At 64.9% G+C, this 22,789-nt stretch carries 23 protein-coding genes and 1 pseudogene; 16 read left to right on the plus strand and 8 right to left on the minus strand.

The window, feature by feature from the left end; genetic code table 11:
* Positions 1-46: 46 nt before the first annotated feature.
* The gene (gene parC / locus CHX26_RS07450; RefSeq protein WP_104941823.1) at positions 47-2,356 is read left to right on the plus strand and encodes a DNA topoisomerase IV subunit A; all 2,310 of its coding nucleotides are present in this window, start codon (positions 47-49) and stop codon (positions 2,354-2,356) included.
* 67 nt (positions 2,357-2,423) lie between these two features.
* Here parC and CHX26_RS07455 read toward each other — a convergent pair whose 3' ends face one another.
* The 6 genes from CHX26_RS07455 to CHX26_RS07480 form a co-directional block, all read right to left on the minus strand.
* On the minus strand, positions 2,424-2,954 hold the full coding sequence (locus CHX26_RS07455) for a hypothetical protein (RefSeq protein ID WP_104941824.1): 531 nt from the start codon (positions 2,952-2,954) through the stop codon (positions 2,424-2,426).
* Between the two features lie 230 nt (positions 2,955-3,184).
* Entirely contained in the window at positions 3,185-4,396 is a 1,212-nt protein-coding gene (locus CHX26_RS07460; protein WP_104941825.1) for a CCA tRNA nucleotidyltransferase, read from the minus strand.
* Complete coding sequence (locus tag CHX26_RS07465; RefSeq protein WP_104941826.1) at positions 4,386-4,994, minus strand: CoA pyrophosphatase; 609 nt, start codon at positions 4,992-4,994, stop codon at positions 4,386-4,388. Before CHX26_RS07465 ends, CHX26_RS07460 begins: the two co-directional genes overlap by 11 nt.
* Positions 4,991-5,545: a DUF1285 domain-containing protein gene (locus tag CHX26_RS07470; protein WP_104941827.1), complete on the minus strand. Its 555-nt coding sequence runs from the start codon at positions 5,543-5,545 to the stop codon at positions 4,991-4,993. Before CHX26_RS07470 ends, CHX26_RS07465 begins: the two co-directional genes overlap by 4 nt.
* Positions 5,546-5,602: 57 nt before the next feature.
* Positions 5,603-6,148, minus strand: a complete 546-nt coding sequence (locus tag CHX26_RS07475) for a GNAT family N-acetyltransferase (protein ID WP_104941828.1) — start codon at positions 6,146-6,148, stop codon at positions 5,603-5,605.
* The gene (locus CHX26_RS07480; RefSeq protein ID WP_104941829.1) at positions 6,145-7,311 is read right to left on the minus strand and encodes a PQQ-dependent sugar dehydrogenase; all 1,167 of its coding nucleotides are present in this window, start codon (positions 7,309-7,311) and stop codon (positions 6,145-6,147) included. The genes CHX26_RS07475 and CHX26_RS07480 overlap by 4 nt, the downstream gene beginning before the upstream one ends.
* On the opposite strand from CHX26_RS07480, the gene CHX26_RS07485 reads away from it, so the two are divergent.
* The 6 genes from CHX26_RS07485 to CHX26_RS07510 all read left to right on the plus strand — a co-directional run bounded on the left by CHX26_RS07485 (position 7,310) and on the right by CHX26_RS07510 (position 13,322).
* Positions 7,310-7,933, plus strand: coding sequence for a ribonuclease HII (locus tag CHX26_RS07485; protein ID WP_104941830.1), 624 nt, complete (start codon positions 7,310-7,312; stop codon positions 7,931-7,933). The genes CHX26_RS07480 and CHX26_RS07485 overlap by 2 nt on opposite strands.
* Before the next feature lie 230 nt (positions 7,934-8,163).
* The gene (locus CHX26_RS07490) at positions 8,164-9,306 is read left to right on the plus strand and encodes a site-specific DNA-methyltransferase (protein WP_442956924.1); all 1,143 of its coding nucleotides are present in this window, start codon (positions 8,164-8,166) and stop codon (positions 9,304-9,306) included.
* Positions 9,307-9,479: 173 nt separating this feature from the next.
* A complete protein-coding gene (locus CHX26_RS07495; protein ID WP_172449740.1) occupies positions 9,480-10,268 on the plus strand; it encodes an outer membrane protein in 789 nt (262 codons plus the stop codon).
* A gap of 130 nt (positions 10,269-10,398) precedes the next feature.
* Positions 10,399-11,511, plus strand: coding sequence for a dihydropteroate synthase (gene folP, locus CHX26_RS07500; protein ID WP_104941833.1), 1,113 nt, complete (start codon positions 10,399-10,401; stop codon positions 11,509-11,511).
* A gap of 80 nt (positions 11,512-11,591) precedes the next feature.
* Positions 11,592-12,776, plus strand: a complete 1,185-nt coding sequence (locus tag CHX26_RS07505) for an alkaline phosphatase D family protein (protein ID WP_233997325.1) — start codon at positions 11,592-11,594, stop codon at positions 12,774-12,776.
* 132 nt (positions 12,777-12,908) lie between these two features.
* Entirely contained in the window at positions 12,909-13,322 is a 414-nt protein-coding gene (locus tag CHX26_RS07510) for a hypothetical protein (protein ID WP_104941834.1), read from the plus strand.
* A 76-nt stretch (positions 13,323-13,398) separates the two neighbouring features.
* On the opposite strand, the gene CHX26_RS07515 is transcribed toward CHX26_RS07510, so the two are convergent.
* Positions 13,399-14,160: an SDR family NAD(P)-dependent oxidoreductase gene (locus CHX26_RS07515; RefSeq protein ID WP_104941835.1), complete on the minus strand. Its 762-nt coding sequence runs from the start codon at positions 14,158-14,160 to the stop codon at positions 13,399-13,401.
* 32 nt (positions 14,161-14,192) lie between these two features.
* Entirely contained in the window at positions 14,193-15,638 is a 1,446-nt protein-coding gene (locus CHX26_RS07520) for a sigma-54-dependent transcriptional regulator (protein WP_104941836.1), read from the minus strand.
* A gap of 290 nt (positions 15,639-15,928) precedes the next feature.
* Here CHX26_RS07520 and CHX26_RS15630 point away from each other — a divergent pair, with 290 nt between their 5' ends.
* The 9 genes and pseudogenes from CHX26_RS15630 to CHX26_RS07555 all read left to right on the plus strand — a co-directional run bounded on the left by CHX26_RS15630 (position 15,929) and on the right by CHX26_RS07555 (position 22,763).
* Entirely contained in the window at positions 15,929-16,051 is a 123-nt protein-coding gene (locus CHX26_RS15630) for an aa3-type cytochrome c oxidase subunit IV (RefSeq protein ID WP_146107680.1), read from the plus strand.
* 12 nt (positions 16,052-16,063) lie between these two features.
* Complete coding sequence (locus CHX26_RS07525; RefSeq protein ID WP_104941837.1) at positions 16,064-17,188, plus strand: NAD(P) transhydrogenase subunit alpha; 1,125 nt, start codon at positions 16,064-16,066, stop codon at positions 17,186-17,188.
* A 3-nt stretch (positions 17,189-17,191) separates the two neighbouring features.
* On the plus strand, positions 17,192-17,473 hold the full coding sequence (locus CHX26_RS07530; protein ID WP_068862622.1) for an NAD(P) transhydrogenase subunit alpha: 282 nt from the start codon (positions 17,192-17,194) through the stop codon (positions 17,471-17,473).
* A 3-nt stretch (positions 17,474-17,476) separates the two neighbouring features.
* A complete protein-coding gene (locus CHX26_RS07535) occupies positions 17,477-18,937 on the plus strand; it encodes an NAD(P)(+) transhydrogenase (Re/Si-specific) subunit beta (RefSeq protein WP_104941838.1) in 1,461 nt (486 codons plus the stop codon).
* Between the two features lie 65 nt (positions 18,938-19,002).
* Complete coding sequence (locus tag CHX26_RS07540) at positions 19,003-19,344, plus strand: hypothetical protein (RefSeq protein ID WP_104941839.1); 342 nt, start codon at positions 19,003-19,005, stop codon at positions 19,342-19,344.
* Positions 19,345-19,520: 176 nt separating this feature from the next.
* Positions 19,521-20,732, plus strand: coding sequence for a parallel beta-helix domain-containing protein (locus tag CHX26_RS07545; RefSeq protein ID WP_104941840.1), 1,212 nt, complete (start codon positions 19,521-19,523; stop codon positions 20,730-20,732).
* Entirely contained in the window at positions 20,729-21,604 is an 876-nt protein-coding gene (locus CHX26_RS07550) for a hypothetical protein (protein WP_233997326.1), read from the plus strand. Before CHX26_RS07545 ends, CHX26_RS07550 begins: the two co-directional genes overlap by 4 nt.
* Positions 21,605-21,967: 363 nt before the next feature.
* Positions 21,968-22,072: pseudogene (locus tag CHX26_RS16200) on the plus strand (alpha/beta fold hydrolase); the annotation flags it as partial.
* 43 nt (positions 22,073-22,115) lie between these two features.
* Positions 22,116-22,763, plus strand: coding sequence for an alpha/beta fold hydrolase (locus CHX26_RS07555; RefSeq protein ID WP_335682322.1), 648 nt, complete (start codon positions 22,116-22,118; stop codon positions 22,761-22,763).
* The last annotated feature ends 26 nt before the right edge of the window (positions 22,764-22,789 follow it).

Below are 22,789 nucleotides of genomic sequence, written 5' to 3' on the forward strand. Positions count from 1 at the left end.
GAAAGCCCTCTCCCGCGCGCGGGCGCGGGTTGCTAGACGAAGGGCCATGTCTGATCCGACCATCACCGACACCCCTGACGACGGCTTCGATGCGATCGTCGATGCGCCCTTCGATGCCGCGCTGTCCGAGCGCTATCTCGTCTATGCCCTCTCGACCATCACCGCACGCTCGCTGCCCGATCTGCGCGACGGGCTGAAGCCGGTCCACCGCCGTCTGCTGTGGGCGATGCGGCAGCTGAAGCTGGATCCCTCCAGTGCCTTCAAGAAGTCCGCCCGCGTGGTCGGCGATGTGATCGGCAAGTATCACCCGCATGGCGATGCATCGGTCTATGACGCGATGGTGCGCCTCGCGCAGGATTTTGCCCTGCGATATCCGCTGGTCGAGGGGCAGGGGAACTTCGGCAATGTCGACGGCGATAATGCCGCCGCCTACCGCTACACCGAAGCGCGCCTGACCAGGACCGCATTGGAACTGATGGCGGGGCTGGATGAAGGCACAGTCGATTTTCTGCCGACCTATAATGGCGAGGAAATCGAGCCGGAAATCTTCCCCGGCCTGTTCCCCAACCTGCTTGCCAACGGCGCGAGCGGGATTGCGGTGGGTATGGCGACGAGCATTCCCAGCCACAACGTCGCCGAGATCATCGACGCGACTTTGGCGTTGATCGACAATCCGTCGGTCAGCCACGAGCAATTGATGGAGCTGTTTCACGGCCCCGATTTCGCCACCGGCGGCCAGGTCGTCGATAGCGCCGCAGTCATCGCCGAGGCCTATCGCACCGGGAGAGGGTCTTTCCGTCTGCGTGGGCGCTTTGCTGCGCCCGAGGCCAAGGACGCCGATGATGCCGCAGCCGGGATCGAGCGGCTGGGCGGCGGGCAATGGCAACTGGTCATCTCGGAAATCCCCTATCAGGTGCCGAAATCCAAGCTGATCGAGCAAATTGCGCAGCTGATTGCGGACCGCAAGCTCCCCATCCTCGAAGACGTGCGTGACGAGAGCGACGAGGCGATCCGTATCGTGCTCGTGCCGAAAAGCCGCAATGTCGATCCGGAACTGCTGAAGGAAAGCCTGTTCAAGCTTACCGACCTTGAAACGCGCTTCAGCCTCAACCTCAACGTGCTCGACGCGCGGCCCGGGTTCGGCCGCACGCCGATGGTGATGGGACTGAAGGAGCTGCTCGAAAGCTGGACCTTCGCCCAGATCGACATCCTCCAGCGCCGCGCAAAACACCGGCTGGAGAAGATCGCCGACCGGCTGGAATTGGTGCGCGGCTATATCATCGCCTTCTTGAACCTCGACCGGGTGATCGAAATCATCCGCACCGAGGACGAGCCCAAGCCAGTGATGATGGCGGAGTTCGACCTGACCGACCGGCAGGCCGAGGCAATCCTCAACATGCGCTTGCGGTCCTTGCGCAAGCTGGAGGAAATGCAGCTCAGGAAGGAACAGGATGAGCTGCTGGCCGAACAGGCCGAATTGCAGGCCCTGCTCGAAAGTCCCGCCAAGCAGCGTACCCGCCTGAAGCGCGACCTGCGCAATCTGCGCAAGGACTATGCCGAGGACACCGTGCTAGGCCGCCGCCGCACGCTGATTGCCGAGGCTGCCCCGGCGGTCGAATTCAGCATGGAGGCGATGATCGAGAAGGCGCCGGTGACGGTGATCCTTTCGCAGAAAGGGTGGATCCGCGCGGCAAGCGGTCATGTGCCGCTGGATCAGGAATTCAAATACAAGGAGGGCGATGGCCTCGCCTTCATCTGCCACGCCCAGACCACCGACAAGCTGCTGCTGGCGGCCAGTGACGGGCGGTTCTTCACGCTGGGCTGCGACAAGCTGCCCGGCGCACGCGGCTTTGGTGAGCCGGTGCGGACCATGATCGACCTTGAAAGCGAAGCGAGCGTCAGTGCGATGATGGTTCATCGCCCAGGCGGCAGGCTGCTGCTCGCCTCGAGCCACGGCAAGGGCTTCATCGCCGAGATGAACGAACTGCTGGCCGAAACCCGCAAGGGCCGGCAGGTGGTGAACTTGAAGGACGCTGCGCGGTTGCAGGTGATCCGGCAGATCGGCGATGGCCACGATCACGTTGCCTGCGTCGGCGACAATCGCAAGCTGGTGGTGTTCAACCTCGAAGAACTGCCTGTGATGGCGCGTGGGCAGGGGGTGCAGTTGCAGCGTTATCGCGACGGCGGGCTGTCGGATGCCACGACCTTCGTGCTTGCGGATGGCCTGAGCTGGCAGATGGGCGGCTCTGGCGAGCGCACCCGCACCGAGACCGAAATCCGTATGTGGAAGGTCGCCCGCGGGGCGGCCGGGCGGATGCCGCCGCAGGGTTTTCCCAAGTCGAACCGGTTTGATTGAGGGGCAGAAGAAAGGGGCCGCGGGTGCGAAGTCCACGGCCCCTGATGTGTCCTGAAGGCGATAAACCTTACTGCGCGCCGCCGCTGGCTGCGCCTGCTTGCGCCCCCGCGGTCGCCTTGGCGATCTGATCACGGCTGTAGAGCACCGCCAGCTGACCCTGCGGATTGACAGCGAAATGCTCCTTCTTGAGCAGCAGCGCGCCGCCTTCGGTTTCCAGCGTGATCTTGTCCGCAGCCATGTCGACACTGGCCAGCTTGCCGATCGGGCTACCGCCTGCTGAAACCACCGCAGCGCCCTGAACCAGAGCAGCGTCACGCTTGGCCGTGGCTTCGGCAACGCGCTGATCCATCATCGTGTTGATCTGTTCCTGCGTGGCGTTGACGCTTTTGCCCTTCTCGCCGTCAAACAGCATGCTGGGCGGGACCGGGGTCTTGTGCTTGCCGGTGTCGATCACGACAACCTGTTCGGTAACTTCGGTCACGGTGCCGACAGGGTTTCCGTCACTGCCAAAGATCGTTGCGCCGACGTCCTGTGCCAGCACGGCCGCAGGGGTGGTAGCCAGAACGGAGGCCAGCAGCGCCAGCTTTGCGGATTTCATCACTTGAACTCCCTTTCATTGGACAGAAAAGCGATGCCGAAAGGGCGGCATGCTTCCGGGGGATACGCGGGCAGATGCAGCCAAGGGCCGCGATGGGAAGGCCAGATGCGGCCAGAGAGGATGATCGGATCGCGGCCGCATCAGCAGCCGCACACCGGTCGAGCCCGCACCGGAAAATTAACCTGCTACGGACGCTGGCGACAACCGGGGGAGGGGCGATCCGTCCCGCTTTAGGCCCCGTTCGCCCCGTGCGTACCTTGGGAGGCGGCCTTTGCCAGTTCCTCGTCGAGCAAGGCGGCAGTGCGGATCGAATCGGGAAAGCCTTCGGCAACCCATCGTGCCTCGACCGCCTGAAGGATGCGTGCCACCTCCGGACCGGCGGTGATCCCGCGCGCGACGATCGCGCCGCCCTTGATGGGAAAGACCGGCACAGTCCAATCGATCAGCAGGCGTGCATCGGCGCCGAGCAGCAGCAGGCGGTCGATGGCCGCTGCGGCGGTCAGACGATAGGCGAGCGCCCGCGGATCGGAGGTGTCATCAGGCCTGCGTTCGGCGGCGCTGACGAGCCGGCCGCGCTGGGTCTTGGACAACCTCAGCCGCGCCGCGACAGTCTCGGCAACTTGGGGCGAAGGCGGCAGCAACGCGGCGAGGCGTCGCACCGGATCGGGTGCGATGTCTTGCTTGGCCTCGGCGGCAATCAGCTGTTCGAGCGCGGCAAGGTGTCCCGGGCAGGTCTCGGGCAGGATCACCCCCAATGGCCCGCTCGCCCGCATCCGGACAAGGGTGGCATGGGGATCGGGCAGGGTGAGCAGGGCCAGCAGTTCGGCAGCGATGCGTTCGCGGCTGAGGCCTTTCAAAGTATGCGCAAGTTCGCGGCAGGCGTTCTCGGCTTCGGCATCGAGATCTGCCCCGAACCGGGTCTGGAAACGGTAGTAGCGCAGGATCCGCAGGTGATCCTCTGCGATGCGTTGGTGAGCATCGCCGATGAAGCGCACGCGGCCTTCTGCCAAATCGTCCAGTCCACCGAAAAAATCTTCGATTTCGAGCGTTTCCGGGTGCGCGTAGAGCGCGTTGATGGTGAAATCCCGGCGCGCGGCATCATCGGCCCAATCGCTGGCGAAGGCGATGGTGGCGCGTCGGCCATCGGTCGCCACGTCGCGGCGCAGCGTGGTAACCTCGACCGGCCCGTCTTTCAGGATTGCGGTCACGGTGCCGTGCTCTATCCCGGTCGGCACAGTGCGGATCCCGGCGCGTCCGCAGCGGGCGATGACCTCGGCTGGCATCAGCAGCGTGGCGCAATCGACATCAGCCACCGGCACGCCCAGCAGCCCGTCCCGTACCGCACCGCCCACCCAGCGGATGTTTGGCGCACCGAGCGCAGCAGTCAGCAGGGCGAGCCCCTCGCGCCGTGTCCAGCTGGCGTCATGCAGATCATGCAGCATCCGACAGGCCCTCCCATGCAATGCGCCGCGACAGGTTGGCGATGATCGCCGCAGTCACGCCCCAGATGCGGAAGCCCTGCCAGTCCATCTCCAGATAGCGCCGGTTCGCCCCGCGCCAGAATGTCTCGTGCATGGTCCAGCTCGCGGGATCGAGCAACAAGCCGAGCGGCGCTTCGAACCACGCCTCGACCTCGGAAGGGCTGGGGACGAGCGGCAGGCCGGGCGGCACCACGCCTACCACCGGCGTCACCAGAAAGCCGGTACCGGTGTGGTAGACATCACTGGTGCCGATCACCCGCACCACCTCGCGCGGCAGGGAAAGCTCCTCCTCGGCCTCGCGCAGGGCGGCCGTAACCGCGTCTTCGCCCGGATCGATCTTGCCGCCGGGAAAGGCGACCTGCCCCGGATGGTCGCGCATCGCGCGGGGGCGCTGGGTCAGGATCACCTGCGGATCGTGCGGCACGTCGGTAATCGCAATCAGCACCGCAGCGGGTGTGGCACGGCCATCACGGGCGAACTGCTCGTCGCTCAGCAGATCGGGGATATCGCGCGCATGGCCCTCTGCGAAGGCGCGGGCGAGGGGTTCGTAAAGGCTCATGGCAGCAAGGTGAACGTTGCGCCCTGACTGGTCACCTGCCAGCCATTGTCCTCGGCACCTTCAGCCAGAGCGATGTCGGCCAGCTGCGCCCAGGTTGATCGGTTGAGCCGCGCCTCGCACCCGCGCCGGACGTGGAGATAGAGCGCCGGATTGTCGGCACTGCCTGCCGCGCGCAAGGGGTTGTTCGGCCCGGCGATTACCAGATCATCGGTGTTGAGCCGGAACACCAGGGCATCATCGGCGCGCACGCAATCGGTAGCGATGAAGGCAGCATCCTCGACCTCGATGCTCAGTTTCTCGAACGGGGTGACGAGCCAGTGATGCCCGGCATTGTCGCGGGTTAGCAGGCCCGCAAAGGCCCGCACCATTGCCTCGCGCCGGATCGGCCCGCCTTCGTGAAACCATGTGCCGTCGGCAGCGATCACCATGTGGCTCTCACCCACCACCTGCGGCGCCCAACCTTCGACGGGCGGAAGCTTGCGCTGTGCGACCAGTTCGGCGATCTCGGCGAGCGTCAGGCTGGCGAGGTAGGGGGGCGGTTCATAAGGCATTGCGGTAGCAGGGATGACAGATGGGACGGGCGAGGTGAAGGGGGTAGCTTCCCCTGCTCACCCCTCCCAGGGGCCCAGCATTCCTTCGGCGGGCATGGCGGCCAGGGCATGGCCGCGGGCAAGCAGGCGGTGCGGTTCATAGGGGCCGGGGCAGCGCCACCCCCCGGTCATGGCTGCGGAAAAGCCCCAGCGCCCGTAATATTCCGCATCCCCGATCAGCACCTGCGGGAGCGCAGCGCCTCCGGAAGCCGCAAGCCGCGCATCCTCGGCGATCATCGCGCTCATCAAGCCGATGCCGAAGCCTTCGCCCTGCCGTTCCGGCACGACCGCGACGGGGCCGACCATCACAAGCGGCACCTGACCCTGCTTTGTCTGCAGGCCGATCGGCCAGCACTGGATCGTCGCCACCAGCATGTCGTTTTCATCGAGCGCGGCAAGGCTCAGGCCCGGAAGCCAGCCCATGCCTTCGCGGATGCGATAGGCAGTGCGGGCGTGGCGATCTGGCCCGAAGGCACGGTCCAGCACCTCCTCGATCATGGCGGGTTCGACCGCTTCGAGCGGGATCAGGGTCGCGGCGCTGGCCGCGGGCGTTGCTGCATTCATTGCGCGACGAGCTTCAGCACCTTGCCGCCCTTGCCATTCTCGGCGATCCACAGCGCGCCGTCCGGGCCGACGGCCATCGCCCTGAGGCGGTTGTCGAACTCCCAGCGAGCAATCTCACGCGCGGTTTCGCCTTCCAATGCGACCTCGACCAGCGCCTGCGAGCCGAGGCCGACCATCAGCGCGCGGCCTTCCCAGCCGGGGAACATCCCGCCCTTGTAGACAACCATGTCGCCCGGCGCGATCACCGGGGTCCAGCTGAGCGCGGGTTGGGCAAAGCCGTCAGCCGGATCGTGATCGGGGATCGGATCGCCGTTGTAATGATCGCCGTTGGATCGCACCGGCCAGCCGTAATTGGCGCCGGGCATGACGAGGTTGAGTTCATCCCCGCCAGCCGGGCCATGTTCGACTTCCCACAGGCGGCCTTGCGCATCCCAATCCATGCCGAGAATGTTGCGATGGCCGTACGACCAGATCTCAGCCGTTACGCCGCCCTTTTCGGCCATCGGATTGCCTGCGGCGGGTGTGCCGTCGAGGTTGAGGCGCACGATCGTGCCGAGGTTGTTGGTGGTGTCCTGCGCGGGCTGCATCTTCTGCCGCTCGCCGCTCGCCACAAAGAGATATCTGCCGTCGGGCGAGATGCTTAGGCGGTGCGAATAATGCCCGCGTCCCGTCACCTTGGGGCTTTGACGCCAGATCACACTGAGGCCTTCGATGGTGCAACTTTCCGCCTCTCCGCACACCAGCGCGCCCTTGCCGACGACAGCGCCGCGGGTGTCGCCCTCACCGGCTTCGGCCCAGCTGAGATAGATCGTGCGGCGGTCGAGAGTCTCGGAGGTTTCCGACGGCAGAAAAGCGATGTCGCCAAGCCCGCCCTGGCCGCCATAGTCGACCTTCGGCAAGCCGCTGACGGTGCCGATCTGCCCGCTTGCGGTATCGAGGAACTTCAGCGTTCCTGCCTTTTCGGTCACGAACAGCACCGGCGTCCCGGGCGCAAAGGCCATTGCCCAAGGCTCTTCGAAGGTGGCCATTGCGGCCATCGCGAAAGGCGCGCCTTCGACCGCCACCGGCGTGGGCGCGGTTTCCCCGGTTTCGGCATTCGCACAGCTTGCCAGCGCAAGAGCCGGGATGGAAAGTGCAGCGAGCAATCGGGATGAGAGGGTCATGCTGGGGGTCACTCCGGGTTTCAGCGTCACGGGGGAACCGCTCGTGATCGGGGTCGACGAGGCAGGCCGCGGGCCGCTCGCCGGGCCGGTCGTTGCCGCGGCAGTCCTGTTGCACGGAGCGATACCGGCAGGTCTCGACGATTCCAAGCGCCTTTCCGCCAAGCGCCGCGCCGCGCTTGATCAGGCAATCCGTTCGGGTTGTTGCTGGGCGGTGGCAGTGGTCGAGCCGGAGGAGATCGATCGGGTCAACATCTTCCAGGCGACCATGCTCGCCATGACCCGGGCTGTGGCCAGCCTGACAGGCGCGCTGGGCGCCGCGCCGCGCGAGGTTCTGATCGACGGCAACATGACGCCGCAGGGTCGCTGCGCCGACTGGGACTGGCCGGCCCGCGCAATCGTGGGCGGGGATGGAATTGAACCCTGCATCTCGGCCGCTTCGATCATCGCCAAGGAATGGCGCGACCGGCTGATGCTCGAAGCGGCGCAGGTACACCCGCATTACGGATGGGAGCGCAACAAGGGCTATGGGACGGCCGAGCATATGGAGGCCTTGCGTCTGCATGGGCCGACGCCGCTCCACCGCCGCAGTTTCGCACCGGTCTCGCAGTTGTCGCTGATCTAATCGCACAACAACCCGGTCAATCGCGCGTCATGTGAGTCTTCGCCGCCACACCCCCGCATCTGGAGTCTTGCCCGGACGGGCGGACTCAACATCTTGTGCCGATCACCTTTCGTTCCGTGCTACGCGCCTACCCTGAACCATAAGATCCGCAAAATTAGGTGCTTGACGCGGACTCTTCAAAGACTCATGCCTGTGGATAAGTTCTAGGCGTAACAAGCGGGGCATGTCCGGTGAGTGTGACAGAAAAGGTGAAGTCGCGGGCAAAAAGCGTTGCAAAGACGCAGGAAATTGCGCGCGCGCCGGATCTGCCGTTAGGCCGCATCCTGCCTGGCGACTGCATCGAAGCTATGCGCTCGCTGCCTTCGGCAAGTGTCGATCTGGTCTTCGCCGATCCGCCCTACAACCTGCAACTGGGCGGCGATTTGAACCGCCCCGACGGCAGCCATGTCGATGCCGTGACCGACCATTGGGACAGGTTCGATTCCATGGCAGTCTATGACAAATTCACCCGCGAATGGCTGACCGAAGCACGCCGCGTGTTGAAGCCGGATGGCGCCTTGTGGGTGATCGGCTCCTACCACAACATTTTCCGCGTCGGTGCGATCCTCCAGGATCTGGGCTTCTGGATCCTCAACGATATCGTCTGGCGCAAGACCAACCCCATGCCCAATTTCAAGGGTACCCGCTTTACCAATGCGCACGAGACCCTGATCTGGGCGAGCATGGGCGAGAAGGCGCGCTACCACTTCAATTACCGCGCCATGAAGACCTTGAACGATGAACTTCAGATGCGTTCGGACTGGGTGCTGCCCATCTGCGCGGGGGCGGAGCGGTTGAAGGAAAACGGCAGGAAAGCGCATCCGACCCAGAAGCCGGAGGCGTTGCTTTACCGTGTGCTGCTGGCGACCACCGAAAAGGGCGACGTGGTGCTCGATCCGTTCTTCGGCACCGGCACCACCGGCGCGGTCGCCAAGCGGCTTGGCCGTGAGTGGATCGGTTGCGAGCGCGAGGATTTCTACCGCAGTGTCGCCGAAAAGCGCATCGCCAGGGAACTGCCGCTCGATGAAAGCGCGCTCACCACGATGCAATCGCCCCGCACCGCGCCCAAGGTGGCCTTCGGCGCGGTGGTCGAGAACGGGCTGATCCCGCCGGGCAGCACTGTGTTCGACAAGAAGCGCCGCTGGATCGCAACCGTGCGCGCCGACGGCAGTCTGGAATGTCAGGGCAAGACCGGATCGATCCACGGGCTCGGCAAGGAATTGCAGGGCGCGCCCTCATGCAACGGCTGGTCTTTCTGGCACTATGAGACGGCGGGCGACGTCCAGCCGATCGATGCAGCGCGCCAGCTGTACCTGCTGGCTTCGGAAGACTAGAATCTGCGTCCAGCGAACATTGCTGCAAAATGAACGACTTGTCCGATAATTCGGGCGGTCTTGCCGCAGACACAATTCATCGCATCTCGCGGAAACTCAAGGCCCTGCTTCCTCGTAAAGCTTGCGCCGGTCATCTCCCCCTGACCGACCGGCCACAAAAGCATGAGGAAAAAATGACCATGAAGAACAAGCTCGGCCTGATCGCCGCGGGTGCCGCCGCGATGGCCCTGTTCCCCGCAGCGGCTTCGGCAAAGGAAGGCCCCTATATCGGCCTGAGCGGTGGCCTTGTGCTGCCCGGTGACAGCAACAACAGCGGCGCTTTCGACGCGACCGTTCCTGCGACCGACGATTTCGGCGCGATCCCGGCCGACACTCCGCTGGGCTGGAACACCGAGTTCGACAACGGCTACGCCATCAACGGCCAGATCGGCTATGCTTTCGATAACGGTTTCCGGGTTGAGCTGGAAGGCTCCTACACCCGTTATGACGTCGATCGTCATTCGGGTCTGACCGTCGGCGGCGCCAACATCGACGGCGTTGATGTGGCCGTTCTCACCCGCGGTGCACCGGCTGCTACCAACCCGACCGTTGGTGCGGTGATCGCCGATGGCCGGGGCCGGGTTTCGAACTTTGGCCTGTTCGGCAACGTGTTCTACGACATCAACACCGGCTCTTCGTTCAAGCCCTATGTCGGCGCCGGCATCGGTTACCAGTGGGCTGACATTCAGTTCCGTCCTTCGGGCGTGGACGTGGCCGACGACAATGACGGCGGCTTTGCCTACCAGCTGATGGCGGGTGCGAGCTTCGCCTTGTCGGACAATGCGGAAATCTTCGGCCAGTACACCTGGCGCGATCGCACCGACACCGCCGAAGTGCCGCTCAACCTGCTGCCCGCCACGCTGGGTGTGGAAACTGGCCAGTCGATCATTTCGGCCGGGGTGCGGGTGAAGTTCGGCCGCTAAGCCGAGGTCAGGGTCCCACGCTCGATGAAGGCCGCGCTGGCAACGGCGCGGCCTTTTTCTGTGCGTTTGGCTGGTGCATTGGCGCACGCGGGCTTTGCCTGTGCGGCGCGGGCGCCTAAGGTCTGATGATATGTCTCAGGCAGTCTATCTCCATCCGCTCACGCTCGTCTCCGGCCCGCAGGCAGTGGAGGGCGATGCTGTCCGGCTCGGTGGGTCAATGGCCTACGCGCGCGAGTTTGCGCTGGTCGTGCGACAGGATGGCGCGGTGGTACAGCGGATTACCGGCACGCGCGATGCGATCGAAGGGGCGATGGCGCGCCTGTCGGGCGATCCAGCCGATGAGGCAGCGGCGCAGTGGACCAACCTCAGCAAGGTTCATGCCCCGCTGCAACTGGGCGAGCGGACCATCCGGTTCGATCAGCCGCAGGTGATGGGCATCCTCAACGTCACCCCCGATAGCTTCTCCGATGGCGGCCAGCATGATGTCCTCGAAGCTGGTCGCGCCCATGCCGCGGCTATGCTGGAAGCAGGCGCGGCGATCATTGATATCGGCGGGGAGAGCACGCGCCCCGGTGCTTCGGCGACCTTCGAGGATGAGGAAATCCGCCGAATTGTCCCCGCGGTCGAATATTGTGCCAGCATGGGGGCGGCGATCAGCCTCGACACCCGCCGTGCGGGCGTGCTGGCGGCGGGGCTGGATGCGGGCGGGCATATGGCCAATGATGTTTCCGCCCTGCGCTATGACCCGCGCTCGATCGAGTTGGTCGCTGCGCGCGGCTGCACCGTGGTGCTGATGCATGCACCGGGGGCTGGCGAAGATCTGCACAAGGGCGGCGATTATGCCGATGTCGTCAGCGAGGTGTTCGACTTTCTCAAATCCGCTCGCGCGCGCGCCATTGCTGCGGGCATTGCCGAGGATCGCATCATCCTCGATCCCGGCATTGGCTTCGGCAAGTCACTTGGCGAAAATCTCGCCTTGATGAACGCCCTGCCGCTGTTCCATGCGCTTGGCAGCCCGCTGATGCTGGGGGCGAGCCGCAAGCGGATGATCGGCGCGCTCTCGAACGAAGAAGCGGCAGACCAGCGCCTCGCCGGATCGATCACGCTGGCGGTCAAGGCGATGGAGGCAGGCGTGCATCTCCTGCGCGTCCACGATGTCGCCGAGACGGTGCAGGCGCGCAATGTGTGGCGCGGCCTGCGCGATGCCGGGCTGACTGATTTCAGCCAGTTGCCGCCGCTCTGAACAGGCTTTTCCTGCCGCCATTCTTCTGTCACGGAGCGGGGCCACAAGTCTTGCGCACAACCCCTCTAGGAGTCATTCCCATGCGCCTCTCGCTGCTCGCTGCCACCACTCTTGCTGCCGCCGGCTTGCTCGCCGCGCCGATCATGGCGCATGACGACGAGCCTGCCCCGGCCCGTACCGCACCGGTGCCGGTCAGCCTTACTCCCGACCAGCTGCTCCAGCCCTATTATGAAGCGCTGCGCCAGCAGGTCGAAATGCCGGTGGCAGGCCCGAACCCGTCGCTGAGCCCGGCGACGCCGCTGACCCGGATCGCCTTCGGCAGCTGCAACCACCAATCCGCGCCGCAGCATATGTGGGCGCAGATCGCCTCGGCCAATCCGCAGCTGTTCCTTATGATCGGCGACAATGTCTATGGCGACAATGGCTGGGACGCGGATGCCGGGCTGGAGAGCCTGCGCCGCGCCTACGCGCTCCAGGCCTCGCATCCCGAATTCAAGGCGTTCCGGGCGAAGTATCCGATGATGGCGACCTGGGACGACCATGATTACGGCCTCAATGATGCCGGCGGCAGCTTCCCGATGCGGCGCTGGGGCGAGGCGCTGTTCGAGAGCTTCTGGGGATCGTCGGATGCTGTGCGCTCGCGCCCCGGCGTCTATGACAGCACCATCACCGGGCCGGAGGGCAAGCGGGTGCAGGTGATCCTGCTCGATACGCGCTATTTCCGTTCTGACCTGAAGCGCATGGCGTGGTCGAAGGACCGTCCGCCGCTGGGGGGCTACCTGCCTGATGATAGCCTCGACAAGACCATGCTGGGCGAGGCGCAATGGGCCTGGCTTGAGCAGGAGCTGGCCAAGCCTGCTGATCTGCGCGTCGTGGTTTCCTCAACCCAGGTCATCACCACCGCCCACCAGTTCGAAGGCTGGACCAATATGCCGGTCGAGCGCAACCGCCTGCTGGAGACGCTCAAGAACCGCGCGGCCAGCGGTCTGGTGATCCTGTCCGGTGATCGCCATGCAGCCGGCATCTACAAGGCCGCGCACAAGGGCGAGACGATGTGGGAGCTGACCAGCTCGTCGCTCAACCTCTCCTTCGGCAGCGACAATGATCGCAGCACCGCGCGCGAGCCTGATCCGGCGCGCGTGACTAAGTTCTTCTCGGAGGAGAATTACGGGCTGGTCGACATCGACTGGAAGGCTAAGCGCCTGACCATGACCTTGAAAGGCAACACCAGCGCGACGCTGGCGAGCCAGACGTTCACCTGGTGAGGTCGTTTGCCGGAGCGGCTGCTTTGCGCAACCTGCGCGGTGATCGGGGAGAGAGGCGGATGATGCTCAGAGCACTCATGCTCGCGGGACTGGCGGCGGCGATCGCGGTCCGCTGATCGGGGAGAGAGGCGGATGATGCTCAGAGCACTCATGCTCGCGGGACTGGCGGCGGCGATCGCGGTCCCGCTGGCGGCGCAGGACACGGTCGATATCTTCGGCACCAAGGTGGTGGCCGGCAAGAAGCTCGACAAGCTGATCGAGAAAGCGCAGGCACACCCGCTCGGCAGCGAAAAGAACCCGGTGCGGGCCGACATGCCCGGCGGCCAGCGTGCCTACCTCAATCGCCTGCGCTGCGCCGATGGCAAGCGGCCGACCTATGCGCGGGTCGGCAGTTTCGGGGTAGGGGTCTATGAACGGATCATCGACGGTTACGAGGTGACCTGCCAGAACAGCACCCCGGCAACGACGATGATCTACATGGATATGTATCACCCAGGCCACAAGGAGCCGGCCGCGGTGGCGGGTTTCTCCATCGAGCCAGCCTGATGCCAATCAGGCGGACGCAATGTTTGACGTGAAACATTTCAAAGGGTTAGTGTAGGAAATCCCCTCCGGCAATCCATCAGAGCGTAAACCCGCCGTCCGAGACCATCACATGGCCCGTGATGTTCGAGGCGGCATCGCTCAGCAGGTAGAGGATGCTGTCGGCCATTTCCTCTGACGAAGCAAAGCGGCCCAGCGGCGTGGTCTTGGCCATCGCTTTGAGGGTCGCCTCCCGGCCAATCGCGGCGACCGAGCGCTGAAAGTCCTCACCGCTTTCCCAGATCGCAGTGTCCACTCCGCCTGGGGCTATCGCATTGACACGTATGCCTTTTCTGGCGTTTTCGGCGGCCGCGATCCGGGCCATGTGGGCAACCGCCGCCTTGGACACGCCATAGGGCCCGATCCCCGGCACCGGCTTGAGGCCCGTGGTCGAGGCGACCACCACGACGCTGCCCGCCTTGCCGTCCATCGCTCTGAGCGACGTCGCCAGCGTCATGAAGGCACCGTCAAGGTTCACCGCCATCACCCGGCGCCATTCGGCCAGCGCAAGCCCGGCAATAGGGCCGCCCGAACCTATGCCTGCGTTGACCACGGCGTGGTCTAAACCGGTCAAGCGGGGTTCAAGCGCCTGCCAAAGGCCCTCGTCGGCAACGCTGCCGGTGATGCGATGAACCTCGCACGCCCCGAGGTCTAGCGCCTCCATGGCAGCGCCATCCACATCGACCAGAAACAGCTTCGCCGCGCCGCGCGCCGCGAATGCCTTGGCACAGGCCGCTCCGATCCCCGAAGCCGCCCCCGTGACGAGCGCCGTGCGCCCGGCAAAATCCTGAATGCTTGTCATCACCGCAGGGCTAGGCCGGGCGTGCGCGGCAATCAAGCAGCGTTGTCGATCCCGAGATCGCTAAGCTTGCGGTAGAGCGTCGAGCGCCCGATCCCCAGCCGGCGCGCCACTTCGGTCATGCGGCCACGATAATGGCCGATGGCGAGGCGAATCACGTCGGCTTCGATTTCCTCGAGCGGGCGCAGATTGCCGTCTGGGGTGTAGAGCATGATGCCCACGCCTTCGTGCGCGCTCGCCGTCGTCACGCTGCCCTGTTCGCCAAGCATTTCCGAAAGCTGCGGAAAGCTGTCGGCGGTGAGCGAATTGCCTTCTGCATATACTGCTGCGCGGAACAGCACCGATTGCAGTTGGCGGACATTGCCCGGCCAGTCATAGGCGGCGAGCAGCGCCAGTGCGGAATCGCTGACCGAAAGGTGATTGAGCCCCGGCTGTTCGCCGATCCGGGCGAGAAAGTGGCGGGTCAGCGCCGGGATGTCGCCCGTGCGATCCCGCAGCGCGGGCAGCAGGATGCGGGTCGCGCTCAGCTTTGCGGCAAGGTCTGCGTCGAATTGTCCTGCGGCCACGATCCGTTCCAGCCCGACATTGCTGGTGACCAGAAGGCGCACATCGACGCGGAAGCCGTAGCTTGCGCCCACCGGGCGGATGATGCCGGTTTCCAGCGCTTCGGCGAGGCGTTGCTGGAGCGCTGGTGTCAGGCGGTCGATCTCGTCGAGGATCAGCGTCCCGCCGTCGCAATGCTGGAAGGCGCCGATCTGGCGGTCAAAGGCGCCGGGAAAGCTGCCGGGCTCGTGACCGAACAGCACCGAATCGATCGAGCCGGGGGGAATCGAGGCGAGGTTGACGATCCGCAAGGCTTCCTTGGCGCGCGGGGACGCGCCGTGCATCGCGCGCATCAGCATTTCCTTGCCGGTGCCGCTTTCGCCTTCAATCAGCACATGGCCATGCCCACGCGCGGCCTTGGCAGCCTGCGCCAGCGCGGCGCGGAATTGCGGCGCGGTGCCGATCATCGCGTCGAAATCGAGATGGGCGGCCATTTTTTCGGTCAGCGGCGCAAGTTCGTGGCGCGGGGCTTCGCGGGTGGTGACGGTGCGCAACGCCTCCATCAGCCGGTCAGGCGAAACGGGCTTCACAAGATAATCGCTTGCACCTGCCCGCATCGCTTCGACTGCCAGCAGCGGAGAGGCGCTGGTGGTGAGCATCAGAATCGGCAGGGCAGGGCGGCGCGATTTCAGCTCCGCGATCAGCGTGCAGGCATCATCGCCCGGCACCCATTGATCGAGCAGGATCGCGGAGAGCTGCATCCCCTCGCGCGTGCCGAGCATGGCGATCGCCGTTTCAGCATCGGGCGCAACCACGGTGCGCCAGCCATCGCGAGCAGCAATCGCGGTGATCAGCCGGCTTTGCGCGGGCTCATCATCGATCAGCATCACGATTCGTGCGTCTTCCTGCGCTTCGGGGTGGCAATCAATATCCGCCATCAGCTGTGCCGCTCGCTTTCCCAACCATGTTTGCAGTGCGGGCGGGTTGACCCCGGACCACCACATCACGCCTGCTTAGGACGGAGGGGTAAAAACGTGATTAAGACTGTGCCGCAGCGGGACAGCTGGGATCGGGGCGCAGGGGCTGTGCCTCTCACTAAAGGTGACTTGAGATAGCGTGCCGGCTTCGATACGGGAGCGGAACAGGGTCTTGCGGCCCGATTTTTCGCCAACCACTCGGCAACCAAATGCACGCACGTGCGTTCGGAAGCCCAAGGGGAAGATACAGCATGAGTGTTCACGACATGGAAAAGGCGCAGGCCACCTATTCGGGTTTCATGGCCACGCTGAAATGGGCCATTCCGGTGATCGCGGTGATCGTGTTCGCCGTTGTCGCTGCGATCGCCAGCTAAGCCGCCGTCCCAGTGAAGATCGCCATCCTGAAAGAGCGCGCCTCGGGCGAGACGCGCGTCGCCGCCACGCCGGAAACGGTGAAGAAATTTGCTGCGCTTGGCTGCACCCTTGCGGTCGAGGCGGGCGCGGGGGTGGTCTCTTCGATCACCGACGAAGCCTACGCAGAGGCCGGAGCCAGCATCGGCACCGCCGCTGCGACGGTCAAGGATGCCGATATCGTCCTTGGCATTCAGGCGCCGGAGGTGAAGCTGCTGAAGGGAGCAAAGCCCGGCGCGATGGTGGCGGCGCTGTTCGATCCCTTCACCAAGCGGGATGTGGTCGACGCCTATGCCGCAGCCGGCTTCGAGGCACTCTCGATGGAGTTCATGCCGCGTATCACCCGCGCGCAGTCAATGGACGTGCTGTCCTCGCAATCGAACCTTGCCGGGTACAAGGCGGTGCTGGCGGCAGCGGACGCCTATGGCCGCGCCTTCCCGATGATGATGACGGCGGCCGGCACCGTGCAGGCCGCGCGCGTCTTCATCATGGGCGTGGGCGTGGCGGGCCTTCAGGCGATCGCGACCGCACGCCGCCTGGGCGCGCAGGTCTCGGCCACCGACGTGCGTTCGGCGACCAAGGAGCAGATCCAGTCGCTGGGCGCCAAGCCGATCTTCGTCGAGAATGTCGCAGGCATCGAAGGCGAAGGCTCGGGCGGCTATGCCACCGAAATGAGCGAGGAATACCAGAAGGCGCAGGCCGAACTGGTGAGCGGCCACATCGCCAAGCAGGACATCGTCATCACCACCGCATTGATCCCGGGCCGCGCCGCGCCGCGCCTCATCACCGACGCGCAGATCGCGACGATGAAGCCCGGCAGCGTGATCTTCGACCTCGCGGTGGCGCAGGGCGGGAACGTGGAAGGTTCGGTCGCCGACGAGGTCGTGGTCAAGCACGGCGTCAAGATCATCGGCTACGCCAACACCCCCGCCGCGCTCCCCGCCGATGCTTCGGCGTTGTTCGCGCGCAATCACTACAACTTCCTTAGCGCGTTCTGGGACAAGGAGCAGGGCAAGCCCGTGCTTGACGAGGAAATCGGCAATGCGATCCGCCTGACCCAAGGGGGCAAGGTCGTCAACGAACGCCTTCAGGGGGCCTGATCCATGGACTTCATTTCAATTCTCAGCATCTTCGTGCTGGCCTGCTTCGTGGGCTATTACGTTGTCTGGTCGGTGACCCCGGCGCTGCACACCCCGCTGATGGCGGTGACCAATGCGATCTCCTCGGTGATCATCGTCGGCGCGCTGATCGCTTCGGCGGAAGCCGGTAGCCCGGCGGCCAAGTATCTCGGCCTGTTCGGCGTGGTGCTCGCCAGCATCAACATCTTCGGCGGCTTTGCCGTGACCGAGCGCATGCTCGCGATGTACAAGAAGAAGGAGAAGTAAGTGATGGACTTCTCGCTTCTTGCCGCCGGGGTGTCCGGCGAAGGCGCGACGCCGGCCTGGGCGATGCTCGCCTACCTCGCTGCGGGGGTGTTTTTCATCCTCGCGCTGCGCGGGCTTTCCAGCCCGGCGACGTCGCGCGCGGGCAATCGCAACGGCATGATCGGCATGGCGATTGCGGTCATCACGACGCTCGTTACCCATGATATCGCGAACATCGCCGAAATCGGGGTCGCGATCTTCCTCGGCGGTATCATTGGGGTCACCATTGCCCGCCGCATCGCCATGACCGCGATGCCGGAACTGGTCGCGGGCTTCCACAGCCTCGTCGGCTTGGCGGCCGTGGTGGTCGGCTTCGGTGCATGGCTTGACCCGCAGTCTTTCGGCATTGCAGACGAGGCGACGAAGCAGATTTTCGCCGTCAGCCGGATCGAACTGGGCCTGGGCATTGCCATCGGGGCGATCACCTTCTCGGGTTCGGTGATTGCGTTCCTCAAGCTGTCGGGCCGGATGAGCGGTTCGCCGATCCTGCTGCCCGCACGGCACATCATCAATCTCGGCACGCTGGCCGCGATCCTCGGGCTGATTGGCGCCTACACCGTCTCGCCGCAGGGCGGCGCGGCTGAAGGCTGGATGATCTACGCCATCGCGGTGCTGGCCTTCATCATCGGCTTCCTGCTGATCATCCCGATCGGCGGCGCGGACATGCCGGTGGTGGTTTCGATGCTCAACTCGTACTCGGGCTGGGCGGCAGCGGCGATGGGCTTTACGCTGGGCAATTCGGCGATGATCATCACCGGGGCGCTGGTGGGTTCGTCGGGCGCGATCCTCAGCTACATCATGTGCCGGGCGATGAACCGCAGCTTCATTTCTGTGATCGCGGGCGGCTTTGGCGCCGATGCAGGCGCGGGCGGTGGCGGCGGGGCGCGCGAACAGCGGCCCTACAAGCAGGGCAGCGCCGAAGACGCCGCCTATATGCTCGAACAGGCCGAGAAGGTCATCATCATCCCCGGCTACGGGATGGCGGTGGCCCAGGCCCAGCACGCGCTGCGCGAAATGGGCGACAAGCTCAAGGAAAAGGGCGTGGAGGTGAAGTATGCCATCCACCCCGTCGCGGGCCGTATGCCGGGGCACATGAACGTGCTGCTGGCAGAAGCCTCGGTGCCTTATGATGAAGTGTTCGAGCTGGAGGACATCAACTCCGAATTCGCCCAGTGCGACGTCGCCTTCATCATCGGCGCCAACGACGTGGTGAACCCGGCGGCCAAGACCGACAAGTCGAGCCCCATCTACGGGATGCCGGTGTTCGATGTCGACAAGGCCAAGCAGGTGTTCTTCATCAAGCGGTCGATGGGCGGCGTCGGCTATGCAGGGGTGGACAACGACGTGTTCTACATGAACCAGACCGTCATGCTGCTCGCGGATGCCAAGAAGATGGTCGAGGAAATCGTCAAGTCGCTGGATTAAGCATCGCGCCGAAAAGTGGGAACCGGTTTTCGGCTCATCGGCGATGCGCCAACAAGAAGGCCGCGATGAAGAAGCTGCTGATTGGCCTTTTGCTGATTGTCGGATTGGCGGCCGGGGCGTTGTTCTCCGGCCTCGCCAACCCCGTGGTCGAGTGGAAGGTCAAATCCGCGTTGGTCGAGTCCGGCATCGGTGAAAAGCGCGCCGAATGCATGGCCGAGCGGATGGTGAAGCGCCTCAGCCTCGGGCAGCTGTGGAAGCTGCGGCAAGGCATGGCCGCGCAGGCCGGTGAGCCGGAGGAAGGCTTCGGTCTCGGCGAGCTGATCAAGCGCCTCGACCGGGTGAACGACGGCGAGGCGGTGGCGGTGCTCACCACCTCTGCCGGATTGTGTGCGCTCGGAATTGGCTAGCGCGTGATCGTCTGAGGTTTTCTGTCCGCCTACCGCGTTGCTGCTTGAGGCGTTTCTCGTCCGCCTACCGCGTTGCTGCTTGAGGCGCTTCTCGTCCGCCTTCCGCGTTGCTGCTTGAGGCGCTTGCATTCCCTCCCCCCAATGCGCCAGAGTGCGCTGCGGAGAGGGAGACAATTATGAACCGAATGGCCTTTGCCGCCGTGCTGCTGGCACCCGCCCAAGTTTTTGGCGCGCCGCTCGCTGCTGAAACGCACCGCGTCGATGCGGGCGAGGGCGCGGCGATCCGCTTGCAGGAGGCGCTGATCCTCGCCGCGCCGGGGGATACCATCGAACTGGGCGCGGGGCGCTTTGTCCTGACCGACGGCCTCAGCCTCGATGTCGACGGGGTGACGGTGCTGGGCCAGGGGATGGACAAGACGATCCTCGACTTCACCGGGCAGCAGGGCGCGGGCGAGGGGCTGCTCGTCACCTCGGACAATGTCACCCTGCGCGGCTTCGCGGTCGAGAACACCAAGGGTGACGGGATCAAGTCCAAGGGCGCGGACATGATCACCTATGACAGCATCCGGGTCGAATGGACCGGCGGGCCCAAGGAAAGCAACGGCGCCTATGGCATCTATCCGGTCGAAAGCACCGGCGTGCTGGTGGTGCGGTCGAAGGTCTCGGGTGCGTCGGATGCCGGGATCTATGTCGGGCAGAGCCGCGACATCACGGTGCGTGGCAATCTTGTTGAATACAACGTCGCCGGGATCGAGATCGAGAACAGCCGCAACGCGCTGGTGACGGGCAATATCGCCACGCACAACACCGGCGGCCTCTTGGTATTCGATCTGCCGGGCCTGCCGGTGATGAACGGCGGCAACGTGATCCTGCGAAACAATGTGGTGAAGGACAACGACACCCCCAACTTCGCCCCGCCGGGCAACATCGTCGCGAGCGTGCGGCGCGGCACGGGCGTGCTGGTGATGGCCAATGATGGCGTGCTGATCGAGGATAACGCCCTTGAAGGCAACGCCACTGCGCACATCATGGTGATCGCCTACACCCAGCCGTTCGAGGACGCGCGCTACAATCCCCATGCCCGCAACGTGGTGGTCGGCCCCAACGCCTTCGAGCGCGGCGGGGACGATCCGCAGCTCGATGGCAAGGAGCAATTGCTCGCGGCCTTCGGCGGGGCGCTTCCGCCGGTGATGTGGGACGGGCTGGCCGAAAGCCCGCAAAGCGCGCTCAGGATTGCGCCCGGCGTGACCGGATGGACGCTCAATCTGTCCAAGGTCGGGCAGAGCCTTGCCGAGGCGCAGCCAGGGCCGCTGATGCTGTCCGCGACGACAAGCTGGAACTTTCCCGAAGTGGGCGCGCCGGCAGCGCTGGAGGCGCGGCTGAAGTGAGGTGGGGTGCGGGCCTGCTTACGCTTGCCTGCGCCACATTCGGCGCGGCGCTCGGCCATGCGACGGTGATCGAGCCTGAGCCGGTCAACGACGCGGCAATCACCGGTGCGGCTTTCCCCAAGGCGTTGAGCGAGTTTGCGTTCTTTCAGGATGTCCGGGATCAACACCCGAGCGCGGGTGTCTATCCCTATGCGCTCAAGACCCCGCTATGGTCGGACGGGGCGGAGAAGCTGCGCTTTATCTATTTGCCCGAAGGCACGCAGCTGGCTGCCGATGGCGACGGGCTGCTGCAATTCCCGGTCGGCGCGGCGATCATCAAGACCTTTGCCTTCGGCGAGGGCGAGGCTCGCCGGTTGATCGAAACTCGCGTGCTGCTCCACCGCACGGATGGCTGGGTGGCGCTGCCCTATCGCTGGAACGCTGAACAGACCGAGGCGACGCTGGCGCTGGCGGGTGGACGTATCGATCTCGTCACCCCGGCGGGGGAGGCGATGTCCTATGCCATTCCGAACAAGAACCAGTGCAAGACCTGCCATTCCAAGGACGGCGAGGTAATCCCGATCGGCCCCAAGGCGCGCAATCTTTCGGCTGAGTGGCTGGGGCTGATGGCGGAGACCGGCGTGCTTGACCGGGTACCCGAAGGCGCGGACAGCTTGCCAGACTGGCGCACACACGCGACCGGCCCTGCCACGCCGCTCGCCCGCGCTTATCTCGACGTCAACTGCGCCCATTGCCACCAACCGGGCGGGGGCGCGTCCAACAGCGGCCTCGATCTGCGCTGGGAGCAGTCCGACGCCCACGCCATCGGCATCATGAAGCGCCCGGTCGCTGCCGGACGCGGGGCGGGGGGGCCCCCCCACCGCCGCTCATGAAGCGGGGGGGCATGATTTCTCGATCCTGCCCGGCGCGCCCGATGCCTCGATCCTGCTCTACCGGATGGACAGCGCCGAGCCCGGCATCACCATGCCCGAACTCGGCAAGGCGACAATCGACAAGGATGGCGTCGCGGTGGTGCGGCGCTGGATTGCGGAGATGAAATGATCAAGTGGCTTGTGCGCGGTGTGCTCGCGCTGCTGGCGGTACTGGTTGTCGCCTTTCTGGCGTTCCGCACCCCCGATACCGATCCGGCTGACATGCGCGCCAAGTATGGCGGGCCGCCCTCGCAATTCGTGGAAATCGGGGACGGTGTGACCGTCCACCTGCGCGACGAGGGGCCGAAGGATGCGCCTGTCATCATGCTGCTGCACGGCTCCAATGCCGATCTGCACACGTGGGAGCCGTGGGCGCAGGCGCTGAAGGACCGTTACCGCGTGATCCGCTTCGATCAGGTCGGCCACGGTCTTACCGGCCCGGACCCGGCCCATGATTACAGCCGCAAGAATTATGCCGAGGACATCCGCGAAGTTTGCCGATGCGCTGGGGCTCAAGCAGTTCATCCTTGGCGGCAATTCGATGGGCGGCAAGCACGCGCTGGCCTTTGCCGTAGCCTATCCCGAGCGGGTCGCGGGTCTGGTGCTGGTCGACGGCAGCGGCGGGCCGATGTTGCCGATCAAGGGAGGAAAAGCGCGCAAGGATACCGGCGGCGGCAATATTGGTTTCAAGATCGCCCAGACGCCGGGGGTCAATTTGCTTGTAGAACAGATCACCCCGCGCAGCCTCATCAAGCAGAGCCTTGAACAGTCGGTCTCAGTCAAGTCGGTGGCGAGCGAGGCGGCAGTTGACCGCTATTGGGAACTGCTGCGCTATCCCGGCAACCGCCGCGCGACGCTCAAGCGGTTCGGCTATGCCTATGAGCCGCTGACCGAAGCCGAGATTGCCGCGCTCGCCATGCCGACGCTGATCCTGTGGGGCGAGGAAGACCGCCTGATCCCGGTCGAGGCCGGCGAGTGGCTGGCAAAGACGATCCCCGCCGCGCGGCTGGTGGTCTATCCCGGGATCGGCCATCTCCCGCATGAGGAAGCCGTTACCGCCACGCTGACCGATCTGGAACGCTGGCTTGCCGAGCGCGATGTCACGGCTGTGGCTGAATAGTCGTAAGCTCCGGCATGTGTCCACTG

Origin of the sequence: Porphyrobacter sp. HT-58-2 (assembly GCF_002952215.1) — a bacterium.
Classification (GTDB): domain Bacteria; phylum Pseudomonadota; class Alphaproteobacteria; order Sphingomonadales; family Sphingomonadaceae; genus Erythrobacter.

What these genes read in the sequence shown, in the direction of transcription:
- CHX26_RS15630 (WP_146107680.1), top strand. Translation starts at nt 15,929, where the DNA reads ATGAGTGTTCACGACATGGAAAAGGCGCAGGCCACCTATTCGGGTTTC.
- CHX26_RS07540 (WP_104941839.1), top strand. Translation starts at nt 19,003, where the DNA reads ATGAAGAAGCTGCTGATTGGCCTTTTGCTGATTGTCGGATTGGCGGCC.
- CHX26_RS07460 (WP_104941825.1), bottom strand. Translation starts at nt 4,396, where the DNA reads ATGCTGCATGATCTGCATGACGCCAGCTGGACACGGCGCGAGGGGCTC.
- folP (WP_104941833.1), top strand. Translation starts at nt 10,399, where the DNA reads ATGTCTCAGGCAGTCTATCTCCATCCGCTCACGCTCGTCTCCGGCCCG.
- CHX26_RS07520 (WP_104941836.1), bottom strand. Translation starts at nt 15,638, where the DNA reads ATGGCGGATATTGATTGCCACCCCGAAGCGCAGGAAGACGCACGAATC.
- CHX26_RS07535 (WP_104941838.1), top strand. Translation starts at nt 17,477, where the DNA reads ATGGACTTCTCGCTTCTTGCCGCCGGGGTGTCCGGCGAAGGCGCGACG.
- parC (WP_104941823.1), top strand. Translation starts at nt 47, where the DNA reads ATGTCTGATCCGACCATCACCGACACCCCTGACGACGGCTTCGATGCG.
- CHX26_RS07530 (WP_068862622.1), top strand. Translation starts at nt 17,192, where the DNA reads ATGGACTTCATTTCAATTCTCAGCATCTTCGTGCTGGCCTGCTTCGTG.
- CHX26_RS07510 (WP_104941834.1), top strand. Translation starts at nt 12,909, where the DNA reads ATGATGCTCAGAGCACTCATGCTCGCGGGACTGGCGGCGGCGATCGCG.
- CHX26_RS07480 (WP_104941829.1), bottom strand. Translation starts at nt 7,311, where the DNA reads ATGACCCTCTCATCCCGATTGCTCGCTGCACTTTCCATCCCGGCTCTT.
- CHX26_RS07475 (WP_104941828.1), bottom strand. Translation starts at nt 6,148, where the DNA reads ATGAATGCAGCAACGCCCGCGGCCAGCGCCGCGACCCTGATCCCGCTC.
- CHX26_RS07465 (WP_104941826.1), bottom strand. Translation starts at nt 4,994, where the DNA reads ATGAGCCTTTACGAACCCCTCGCCCGCGCCTTCGCAGAGGGCCATGCG.
- CHX26_RS07545 (WP_104941840.1), top strand. Translation starts at nt 19,521, where the DNA reads ATGAACCGAATGGCCTTTGCCGCCGTGCTGCTGGCACCCGCCCAAGTT.
- CHX26_RS07555 (WP_335682322.1), top strand. Translation starts at nt 22,116, where the DNA reads ATGCCGAGGACATCCGCGAAGTTTGCCGATGCGCTGGGGCTCAAGCAG.
- CHX26_RS07495 (WP_172449740.1), top strand. Translation starts at nt 9,480, where the DNA reads ATGACCATGAAGAACAAGCTCGGCCTGATCGCCGCGGGTGCCGCCGCG.
- CHX26_RS07485 (WP_104941830.1), top strand. Translation starts at nt 7,310, where the DNA reads ATGCTGGGGGTCACTCCGGGTTTCAGCGTCACGGGGGAACCGCTCGTG.
- CHX26_RS07470 (WP_104941827.1), bottom strand. Translation starts at nt 5,545, where the DNA reads ATGCCTTATGAACCGCCCCCCTACCTCGCCAGCCTGACGCTCGCCGAG.
- CHX26_RS07455 (WP_104941824.1), bottom strand. Translation starts at nt 2,954, where the DNA reads ATGAAATCCGCAAAGCTGGCGCTGCTGGCCTCCGTTCTGGCTACCACC.
- CHX26_RS07505 (WP_233997325.1), top strand. Translation starts at nt 11,592, where the DNA reads ATGCGCCTCTCGCTGCTCGCTGCCACCACTCTTGCTGCCGCCGGCTTG.
- CHX26_RS07515 (WP_104941835.1), bottom strand. Translation starts at nt 14,160, where the DNA reads ATGACAAGCATTCAGGATTTTGCCGGGCGCACGGCGCTCGTCACGGGG.